We start from the raw sequence: 8781 nt of genomic DNA on the forward strand, positions 1-8781 counted from the left end.
CCCTACTGGGGATTAATTGATGAAGAACACCCTTGTGATCCTCATCAACCCTAATAAGAAAAAAATCACTAAAAATAAAAATTATTAAACCAAAATTACCAAACATAAATACCGTATTAAATTTAATACGGTATTTATGTTTGGTAATTCAAAAATCTTCACATATAAATTTGTTTTTTTTAATCAATTATGCATAAATTTCATCTTCAGATAAATATCCCATTAACTTTAAATAAAAAACCGCTAATCTATTCGGTGATATTGCTCAATATCGTCAAGTACCGTAATAGTAACCATAACATTTATTGGTGTATTCGAGTCCACATGAAGGAGAAACTCTACACCACCGGACCCACTACCTCCTGGACCTTCTGGATCATGAGCTCCTATATTGGATACCCAAATACTCGCTGCGCCAAGATGCGGACGAATAGTCTCAAGCCCTCCAATGCCACCAGGCCAAAAAAACTGTGCCGCTGTAATTAAAACCGCTGACTTTTTAGTAATGGGGGGCCAGTTAAAATTCTGCCGTGATACCCCTTGCATGTTTGAGTAAAAAACACGAATTGAGCGTGCCATATTTAACCTCACTCTCCTTAATCTCAAACTATATTCAATAAAATAGCAGTTTACATCCCAACATAATAATATTTAGCTGATAACCAAAATATGTATAATAATTTATTCCTCATAAAATAATCCTCTTATATGTAAAATCGCATAAAAAAAATGCAAATACTTATAAAATATTAACAGCTTACTTAAGAGTTTATTATGTAAAATATAAATAAATTAAATAAAAAGCCTAGTAACCACTAAGCTTTTCGTTTAAAATAATACCAATTTCTATTTTAGTAAATTTTCAAATTCGTACCATTTTATGAAACAAATATTTAAAAGTCCGAATGTAAACTTTTAAATATTAGTTTACATTCATTTCCCCTTAAAAATTAACTTACCACCAAATCCACTGATATCCTCAATTTATATAATAAAAATATACATTCAAAACACTGTAAATAAAAAAATGAAAGACATATAAAAAGAACTAGTAAATGCAACAATTCTCTTTTAGAATATATAATATCGATATAGGAGGATTATATAATATATGCTCAACAATAAACTTATAGATTATATAAAAGACGGCTCTTTTTTTTGGTTAACACAACACTCATGTCTAATAGTATTTATATACTACATGCTAAATTCAGCAAGCCTATTTTTAAAAACACAATTTAATATTGATACTATTAACCAAACACCTAAAGAAATTATAAAATACAACACAATTGTACTCAATTTCTTAGAAAACTATACACTATTTATACTCTTTATTGCCATCAGTCTTTTAATTATTGGAATAACCCTTTCTTGTGTAAAGCATATAATTGAATTCACTATAATATATAAATACGCTGGCGGTAGCATAGATGCTGGAGTATGGTTATCATCATTAGTAATAATTCATTATACATATACCTTTCTACAAGCTAAATTTATAGTTATTACATTTTTTGTAGCATTATTAATTGCTCTTGCTTATCAAGAGAATTGGTTCAATAAAATAAAAGAAAATTTTTATCAATAAAAACATATAAATAATAAGAGAATGCTTGTATACTGATCTGTACTGCATTCCCTTATTATTTTATATGTATGCTATATTTCTATTCCTCTTTTTCCGACATTAGAACACTACAAAGAATAACAACTACATTTAATTTTTAAACAAACCGAAAAAACCTTTCCGTTTTTGTTTCTGATTTTGCTTTTGCATATCTCTAATGTTTTCAAGCAATAACTGATCTCGCTTCTCTAATTTCTTCTCTATAAAAACTTCTAATTCATTGTTTTTACCCTCTACTTCTGTTAATTTTTTCTCTGTATTAGCTAAATGCTCTTTCGTCGTCACTAATTCATTCGTAATCTCCTGTAATTTTTGAACAAGCGCTTGATTAAACTGATTTTGTAATTGTTGGTTTTCTAATACCTCATCCAATTTCTTTTCTAATTCTGATTTTTCTTCTTTTGAAACAAACGAATCAAGTTCTCCGTTTCGCCATGATCGAACTTGATCGTAGGACCATTTTTGCACCTGTATTTTTTCTTTTATTGCTTTTAATTCTTCTATATTTTCCTTTGAATATCTGCGATGCCCTCCCTGGCTTCGCTCCGTTTGTATATTAAATTCGTTCGACCATACTTTTAACAAATCGGTTGTGACCCCTAAAAGATCCGCAACAATTTTCGGTGTATGCATTTCCGATTTTAGCTCCAATTTTCATTCCTCCCCCAAAAACGGAATACGTTTTTTACTCATATAACAAGATTAAATCAATATTTCAATCAAAATCGGAATACACTTGCAACTGATATGACAACCGATTTAAAAAACGATTTAATTTCGAAATACATTCCGATTTTAACACTGATATGTATTACTTCTCGATAATAACATCGAAATCTTTTTTATTTATACAAGATTTTATGCAAAAAAAGAATAGTGGAGATCCCTAAAATCCTCACTATATCAACGATGTATAAAATCCTGTATACGAGATAACCAGACAAAAAAAGAAGAATCCCTGTACATACAAGGATTCTAGGAAAATAGTTGCTACCGATAATAGGACGTTATGTAAACTTCACATGAATATCCTATACATTTTGTTCTTTATTAGATAAACATGAACAAACGTACAAGAAAAACAAACTCCCTTTACATTGCATATAATAAATCGGATATGTAAAGGAGTTCGATTCTTTATGTCAAAAAAACACTGCAATCCTTGTTTTCAACCACTAGGAAGTGGATTTTCCGCACCTTGTTGTTCCAACGATTGTTCTCAAAAAGTATGTCACAATGACCGAATCGTAAGTGATGCGGTGATTCATTCTGATTCACTTATTATTCGGCAAGACTTCTGTGTAGATGCCACTGTGGGAGTGGAAATCCCCCCAGACGGCGTTACGATTCAACAATTCATTGAAAATACAATTTTTCAATTTGCACCAGGCATTATTCTTCCAGTAGACCCTATCCGTCTGATGACAGTTATTGCTCAAAACCTCTCTAACAACTTTGTAAAAGTTGCGATACAACATTCAGCACCTCTAAATTCCGATACTCCACCAGTCACATTAGCTAATGCAACGGCTACGCCGAACAGCGAGATAGTGTTGTCTGCTCCTAATTCGAATCGACTGATTGCTTCTGCGGAAGTTCCAAGTCAGGTACGGTTCTTTATTACCTTGTTTTTTCCAACAGATCCTGTTTAATAGAAAAGTTGCGAAACAAAGAACTTCCGCTTTCGAGAATTATATAAATAAAAAAGGTCCCCCAGCTAAACTGGAGGACTTTTTTTATAGAGGAAAGGAAGACATTAGTCTCTCCTTTAGGTTTTCCCCTAGACAAATTAAAACTTAAAACTACCCAATCATATTAGATAAATTATTCATAATCTATAATTTGAATGACTATGTAAAACTCTTAAAATACCTTATAAAACCTTAATTTACGCTTAGATTAATATATGAATTAAAGGGAGAGAAAAAACTATGCAATGTATAAACTGTTCTCCAGTACTTCACTGTGTTTATTTTGGAAATAGACCGTTTTGCTATTATGAACAACAATGTACCGTAAAGCCGTGCCCAACTATACCAAAATTTCCGATAGAAATACCCGATCAAGGACCAGGAGGAATAGGACCCATAGTAATGTCCTCAAATTCTCCTGCAATCATGTCCTATTCAACTGGACCTAGTTGTTTTGCGCGTTGCATGCAAATAACAGGAGGTGATTTCTACACCTGTCAAAGGGTATGTAGACCCATTTACCAGTAATTTCGCGACATAACAACTAGGTGGTCTTTCTTTTTTATTTATTTAGGTTTCCCCTTGTTTTTGGGGTGGTGGTTGGCTGGGGTGAGCGAAGCGAGGGGCTAGCCCCTTTTAGTGTCTTAAAAATATAAAGTAAATATCTATTCATGAACAGTTGAACTAGGCGATTCGGCGGGTATAATTGCTATTCCAAGTCGAGCAACTCAATATCCCGTTTTTGGTCTGTTCGGCTTGGCGATATTCTAACTCCCGCCGAAAAAAGTTTTGCAAGGATGAAGCAAAGCGAAAAAGGTGGAGATTTTCTGAAGCAAAGCGAAAGAAAATACGACCTGTTCCTTGCGGAACTTTTAGCCCTATATATAAGAGTGAGAAGAGCAAAATGAAGAAAACCAGTAATATCAAGGGTTTATACGATATAAGGTGTGAATTTTTTTTCACACCTGTGTGATTTTTTTTTCACACCTAAAAAATGGAAAAACGGCAAAAAAAAAAAGATGTCAATAGTAAAATTGACATCTAAAATAAATAAATGGGTAATTTATGTTTTTTAGTATCACCCTTAACCTTAAAATTCCTTAATGACTTTTTAAAAATATGTTGAGTTGCCCTATCAACACTATCCTTAGGAGAACAACACATAATATTAGGATTTACAAACCATGTACGACTTGTGCAAATCCTTCCATCATCAGTTGTCATCCCTGCTTCTGCAACCCCTAAAACACCTTTCTTTAACAAGGAATTCATTGTTTTAGAAACACTCTCTCTTGTTTTACCAAGCTTTTCAGCTAAATAACTAGGCGTTGCTGCATTAGTATCAATTTCATTATCATTATTGTTTTTTTCAATAATTACATTAGTTTTAAATTCTAAGTAAGAAGAAATCTGCAACAAAAACGCTTGCTCTGCATTAGTGAAATATCCAATACCATTTAAATATTCCATATTATCCATTATAATCTGCACAAATCTCACCCGATCCGTTGGTTTTTTCTTTTTTGCAATAAAATATTCTTCTCCGCCAGTCGCCTTACTTAATAACTGTAAGAGCATTGCTCTCTCTTCTTCTGAATAACCACCGGCTTGCAACTGATCATAAATACTATCAATCTTACTATCTCTTAATTTCGCTTTTTTTTCAGCTTGTCCAAAATCTACAACTTTTGTCATAAAATAATTCTCTCCCTTAGTGGAAGGAATCAACTTTTATATGTTAGAATGTATATAGAATATATATTGGTTGATTCCAACCTTATTATGAAAAACCGCCTGCCGACCAAAGCATGGGCGGTTTTTCTCGTTTGTATGTCTTTTCTCTATAATAACATGAAACACCTTGTTAAAGCTTTCCATCTCTTGCAAAAACATAACATTCAATCCTATCTTTCTCTATCAAAATCTCGATGTCTTCTTATTTCTCTCTTATGTTCACGTTCAAATTGATTATCTACTCCCTTGTTATCCAATTCTTTTTTAACAATCTCCCTAAACGCTTTAAATTGCTCTTTAAAAACTTTTTTCGTTTGTACATACAAAACTCTTATATTCGTCTGCAAACCCTTTATATGAGCTTTTAACGAGCTAATTTCTCTATTTAATACACCAACTTCCTTTTGCAACTTACTTTTTTCTTGTTTCAACGTTCGATTTTCTTTCATCCATCCCTCTGCATGCGCTTTTAAACTCTCATTCTCTTTCACAAAATCTGTTTTTTTCAAACGCTCATAATCCTTTTTGATAGTAACCGCTGCATTCACTTGCTTTGTTAATTCTTGATATTGTTCTGGCGATAACACATAATTTCTTGTCTGTTTCTTTGTGATTTCAGCTTTTCCAAACATTTTATCCTGTACTTCTACTACTACTTCTTTGCGTAAAAATGGAATTTTAACAGGTTCATTTGGTACTTGATTCGTAGCACTATCTAATTCTTTTTGCATTTGTTCTACTCTTTTTTCTAACTCCACATGACGCTGGCCGATTAGCTGCAGCTTTTCATTTTCACTCTCTACTTGTTGCTTTACTATCTCTAATTCTTTGTACGTATCAACAACATCACTTTCCAAACTCTTTTTAGTCATTTCTAATTCGTTTGTTTTCTCTTCAACGTTTTTTAAATGATCGTCAATCGTTTGTAATTGTGTTTCTTTTTCCTCTACTTGATTTTCAATAGTTGACTTTGCTTCTGCATACTCCTTATATTGACGAACTTTCATGTACTTATGTGAACCTACATTAGCACGTTCAAAATTCGGAATATGTTCTTTAGCCAATTGCTCAATATAAGCCGTTTCTAATTCTCTCCAATGTGCAATTAATTTTCTTCCCGTTCCTTCTACACCTTGTTGCTGCAAAGCTCTATCCATTCCGACACGCCTCGTTAATCCTCGACTACTTTCGAAATTCGGTACATAGTTAATATGTAAATGCGGATTCGCTTCATCATCATGTAAAACCATGTTATAAACCGCTAGGTTTGGATTTCGCTCTTGAAACACCTCAGCATAATGCTTCAGCGCTTCCTTTTTCGCTTCCCTATACTTTGGGTCGTCTTTACCTTCCCCGATCGCTACGACCAATTCTCGTTGCTCATGCGTCTTATCATCTTTATGTATTTTGTCATAGTAATCATCAATTTTACGATCATTCCGTTTTTGTTTCTCATTATATTTGTCCACTGCTTCTTGAAAAACTTCCTTGTATACACTTCGGATATCCTTTTGAACAAAGTAAATATTCTCCTCTAACCTAGATGGATCAATACCAGGATTCCCGTGAATATTTTCTCTGTTATTATGACTCAATGAACTTTGGTGGGATTGATTAAATGAGATAGAACCCAACATAAAGTGCCACCACTTTCCCTAGATTAATTGATACCATCAGTCTAGCAAAGCGACAAAATGATGTCAATTAACGTAACCCTATACGTATTTTGACGCTAACGCATCAAAATTGATAGGGGTCTGCGACGCTTTTCGGCTTCGCCGATCCATGCAAAGCATGGAAAAGATCTCGGACTTTGTCCGAACCTACAAGGGGAATCCTTCCCCTTGACCCCATCAATCGAACTCCCCAACCCCTCAATCCTTGAGGGGATCCCTCGCCGGTTGGCAGGAACAAACAATAGTTTGTTCAATGCCAAGAGGGTCTGGGTTTCGTTCAGTTGGTCAAGTCAAATACTCCCTTCGTTTCACTAGGTCCGTTTTGATTGACCAACATAATATTCTCTATTTCTAATCATGTGTTGTATTTACACAATAACATTGAACATCTTTACTCTATAAAAATATCGAAAAACTCAAAAGAGCAATAATTCCTGAAACCAACGAAACCCCTACAACAATCAACGTTTTTTGAATGATATATTTTTTCTTATCTCGCTTGTCTCTTTCCGCTTTCACATCTTTATTTTCCATGAAAGCAACAATTTCAGCGTATGTTTTTATATTTTCACGCTTCTTGATGATGTCAATTTTAATAGCAGCTGTCATAGCAATTACCCAAAAAACAAATGGAATAATTAAACCTACATTACCAAAAAATTTAATCGCTAACCCTATTGATCCTACAGCTAAAATCAAAAATATAGCCATTATTTGTCCTAACTTATTAAATTTAACTTGCTGAAGATTATTTTTCATCATTTCCATGTCCCCTTTAACTAAATCATCTAAAGAAACATCGAAAAGAACACTTAGAAGCAATAAATTATGAATATCAGGATAACTTCTTTCATTTTCCCAATTTGAAATGGTTTGACGAGAAACATAAATTTTTTCAGCTAAATCTTCTTGAGAAAACCCTTCCCTATCTCGATATTTTTTAATTTGTTTACTAAGATTCATTTCGCTCGCTCCTTCTACATCCAAAATAGTTCAAGGTAATAATTTATAAGTAGCAAATATCTTTATAAAAGTTAATTTTAATATGTCAAAAGGCTTTATACATCGTTTAAACGCCTTATTTATCAACGATTGTTAAGGTCTTAATGCTCAACAAAATAAACTTAAATTTATATCATCCACTTTTATGAAATCATTAATTTTAAATATATAAACTCTCACTAAACTATCATCTATATTTAATTAATACAATATTATCAAAAGAATAAAAAAGAATCCCATAAACATAGGACTCTTTTTTATTACTTTTAAAGTAAACTTTTTAATAAAGGGGTACCGCCAGCATTTATAAGCTAATACCCATTTTTTTTTAGACAACTATCCTACTATTTTTTAACACATAATATATTTTGATTGCATATACAACAGGTTTTATATCAAAAGGAGGATTTTTATGACAACATGGCATGCTGGACATTGGGATTACCATCCAGCCCATCCATACTATCATTCAGGACATTGGGATTACCATCCATCTAAATGTCATCATGGAGTATGTACCCAAGGTCAATGGTCTTGGCATCCAGGACATTGGGATTTGTACAAATCATATTGGAACTGGCACCCAGGGCATTGGGGAAACCACAACTGATATAATTATTTACTAAAATTAATATATGATTTTTTAAAAAAAACGTTATAAAAAATTAATTTAAAAATCTCTAAAATGAGAGGAAGAATTGTTATGTCAATACAATATCCTTATAACAATTACTATCAAACACCTCAAATTCCAAATTATTTAACTACACAAAATCAATTTGATATTAATACTAATAATGCCCCTGTCTATGATAATCGTCAAGATTGTTTACCTGAACGACCTCCAAGAAAATCACCAGAAGGATTTAGATGGGTACCAATTTATTCGCATTTTTATTGGGATGGTCATCAATGGAATAGTGTAAAAGTGAGAAGACCCTACTGGGGATTAATTGATGAAGAACACCCTTGTGATCCTCATCAACCCTAATAAGAAAAAAATCACTAAAAATAAAAATTATTAAACCAAAATTACCAAACATAAATA

At 32.7% G+C, this 8781-nt stretch carries 9 protein-coding genes; 4 read left to right on the forward strand and 5 right to left on the reverse strand.

Annotation, left to right across the window (positions count from 1 at the left end):
• Window positions 1-243 precede the first annotated feature (243 nt).
• Window positions 244-579, reverse strand: coding sequence for a hypothetical protein (locus MR136_RS28095; protein ID WP_078421613.1), 336 nt, complete (start codon window positions 577-579; stop codon window positions 244-246).
• Between the two features lie 532 nt (window positions 580-1111).
• On the opposite strand from MR136_RS28095, the gene MR136_RS28100 reads away from it, so the two are divergent.
• Complete coding sequence (locus tag MR136_RS28100) at window positions 1112-1591, forward strand: hypothetical protein (protein ID WP_242259706.1); 480 nt, start codon at window positions 1112-1114, stop codon at window positions 1589-1591.
• A gap of 129 nt (window positions 1592-1720) precedes the next feature.
• On the opposite strand, the gene MR136_RS28105 is transcribed toward MR136_RS28100, so the two are convergent.
• Window positions 1721-2281 carry a MerR family transcriptional regulator gene (locus MR136_RS28105; protein ID WP_242259707.1) on the reverse strand — a complete coding sequence of 187 codons (561 nt, stop codon included), beginning with the start codon at window positions 2279-2281 and terminating at the stop codon, window positions 1721-1723.
• 488 nt (window positions 2282-2769) lie between these two features.
• Here MR136_RS28105 and MR136_RS28110 point away from each other — a divergent pair, with 488 nt between their 5' ends.
• On the forward strand, window positions 2770-3282 hold the full coding sequence (locus MR136_RS28110) for a hypothetical protein (RefSeq protein ID WP_078421610.1): 513 nt from the start codon (window positions 2770-2772) through the stop codon (window positions 3280-3282).
• Between the two features lie 1080 nt (window positions 3283-4362).
• On the opposite strand, the gene MR136_RS28115 is transcribed toward MR136_RS28110, so the two are convergent.
• From MR136_RS28115 to MR136_RS28125, 3 genes are all read right to left on the reverse strand, one after another.
• Window positions 4363-5016, reverse strand: a complete 654-nt coding sequence (locus MR136_RS28115) for a hypothetical protein (RefSeq protein ID WP_025966244.1) — start codon at window positions 5014-5016, stop codon at window positions 4363-4365.
• A gap of 209 nt (window positions 5017-5225) precedes the next feature.
• The gene (locus tag MR136_RS28120) at window positions 5226-6692 is read right to left on the reverse strand and encodes a plasmid recombination protein (protein ID WP_078421616.1); all 1467 of its coding nucleotides are present in this window, start codon (window positions 6690-6692) and stop codon (window positions 5226-5228) included.
• Window positions 6693-7127: 435 nt separating this feature from the next.
• Window positions 7128-7694: a helix-turn-helix transcriptional regulator gene (locus MR136_RS28125; RefSeq protein WP_078421615.1), complete on the reverse strand. Its 567-nt coding sequence runs from the start codon at window positions 7692-7694 to the stop codon at window positions 7128-7130.
• A gap of 451 nt (window positions 7695-8145) precedes the next feature.
• Here MR136_RS28125 and MR136_RS28130 point away from each other — a divergent pair, with 451 nt between their 5' ends.
• Together MR136_RS28130 and MR136_RS28135 are read left to right on the forward strand one after the other, a co-directional pair.
• Complete coding sequence (locus MR136_RS28130) at window positions 8146-8343, forward strand: YXWGXW repeat-containing protein (protein WP_074594095.1); 198 nt, start codon at window positions 8146-8148, stop codon at window positions 8341-8343.
• A gap of 93 nt (window positions 8344-8436) precedes the next feature.
• On the forward strand, window positions 8437-8724 hold the full coding sequence (locus tag MR136_RS28135) for a hypothetical protein (RefSeq protein WP_078421614.1): 288 nt from the start codon (window positions 8437-8439) through the stop codon (window positions 8722-8724).
• The last annotated feature ends 57 nt before the right edge of the window (window positions 8725-8781 follow it).

This window comes from Bacillus cereus group sp. BfR-BA-01311 (assembly GCF_022664295.1).
GTDB classification, from domain to species: Bacteria; Bacillota; Bacilli; order Bacillales; family Bacillaceae_G; genus Bacillus_A; species Bacillus_A cereus.